Source organism: Pseudomonas onubensis (genome assembly GCF_965653655.1).
Taxonomy (GTDB): domain Bacteria; phylum Pseudomonadota; class Gammaproteobacteria; order Pseudomonadales; family Pseudomonadaceae; genus Aquipseudomonas.
Genome location: NZ_CBFHAZ010000201.1, coordinates 1 through 1,718, shown reverse-complemented (window position 1 = coordinate 1,718; position 1,718 = coordinate 1). Strand labels below are relative to the sequence as shown.

General features: G+C 62.5%; 1 protein-coding gene. It reads right to left on the bottom strand.

Annotated elements, in window-relative coordinates; all coding sequences use genetic code 11:
- Nucleotides 1-74: 74 nt before the first annotated feature.
- Nucleotides 75-1,583 carry a transcriptional regulator GcsR gene (gene gcsR / locus ACTD9P_RS29525; RefSeq protein ID WP_138814073.1) on the bottom strand — a complete coding sequence of 503 codons (1,509 nt, stop codon included), beginning with the start codon at nucleotides 1,581-1,583 and terminating at the stop codon, nucleotides 75-77.
- Nucleotides 1,584-1,718 lie beyond the last annotated feature (135 nt).

The following is a 1,718-nucleotide window of genomic DNA, read 5'->3' as shown; positions in this document are numbered from 1 at the left end:
GTGTCAGGCAGCTCATTTGTAACTGACCCACCGCATTCGCGAGCAAGCCCGCACCCATTTTGATCTCTACATTTTCAGGGCTTATTGGGAATGCCGTACTTGCGCAGGCGATGGGCAATTGCCGTATGGGACGTTTGCAAGCGGCTCGCCAGCTGGCGGGTCGAGGGGTAACTGGCGTAGAGGGTTTCCAGCAGATTGCGCTCGAAGTCTTCCACCGCCTGTTCCAGGCTCTCGACTTCGCCGTCGTTCTGGCGGGCCACCGAGGTGCCGGCGATGTCCAGATCGCCAATGTCCACCAAGGTACTTTCGCAGATGGCGGCGGCGCGAAAGATCACGTTTTGCAACTGGCGCACATTACCCGGCCAGCGGTTACCCAGCAGCGCCGGATAAGTGCCCGGCGCCAGGCGGCACACCGGGCGCTGGATCTGCGCGCAGGCTTGCTGCATGAAGTAGCGCGCCAGCAGCAGAATATCCTGGCCGCGCTCGCGCAGCGGCGGCACTTCGACGTTGAGCACATTAAGGCGGTAGAACAGGTCTTCGCGAAAGGTGCCCTCGCTGACCATTTTTTCCAGGTCGCGATGGGTGGCGCTGAGGATGCGCACATTGACCTTCACTTCACGGTCGCCGCCCACCCGGCGAAAGCTGCCATCATTCAGAAACCGCAGGAGCTTGGCCTGCAAATACGGCGACATCTCGCCGATTTCATCGAGGAACACCGTGCCCTGGTTGGCCAACTCCATCAGCCCCGGCTTGCCGCCACGCTGCGCGCCGGTAAAGGCGCCAGGCGCATAACCGAACAATTCACTTTCGGCGAGGTTCTCCGGCAACGCCGCACAGTTCAAAGCCAAAAACGGCGCACTGTGCCGTGCACTGATCGCATGGCAGGCGCGCGCCACCAGCTCTTTGCCGGTGCCGGTTTCGCCCTGGATCAACAGCGGTGCATCCAGCGCCGCCACCCGTTGCGCCCGCGCCTTGAGGGTACGAATCACCGGCGACTCGCCCAGCAATGCATCAAACCCTTCGGCATGGTCGTGGTGCAGCGCCGACAGTTGCTCGCCGATGCGGTTGGGCTGGTACAGCGTGAGCAAGGCGCCGGCGTCGGTGATCGGCGTGGCGTCGAGCAAAAAGGTCTGGCCGTTGACGCTGATTTCGCGCAACGGCAAACGAAAGCCCTGTTCGAGCAAAGTCTCCAGCAGCGCCGGGTCGTTGAACAACGCGCTTATGCTTTCGCCCGCCGGTTCGCGGCCATACAGCGCGATCAGCGCCGGGTTGGCCAGCAGGATCTTGCCCGCGCTGTCCAGGGCCAGCACCGGGTCGGTCATGGCCGCGAGCAACGCGTCGAGTTGCAGGTGGCGGCGTTGGCCGGGGAGGATATCCACCACGGTGACAGCCTGCACACCGTGCACGCTGAACAGCGCATCGCGCAGCTCTTCGAGCACCTCGGCGCTCAGGGTCGGCGCGTCGATGTACACGTTGGGCGGCACCATTTCCACCGCATCCAGGTTGAGATTGCGCCCACCGAGCAAGGCCAGGACTTCCTGGGTAATGCCGACGCGGTCGATGAAGCTGACGTGGATACGCATGGGGCTAGCAATTCTGGGGAACTGGAGGCGGCAAGTATGCCTTGGAGCGCAGGGAGATCAAAATGTGGGAGCGGGCTTGCTCGCGAATGCGGTGTGTCAGTCTCTTAATTTATTGACTGAAAGACCGCATTCGCG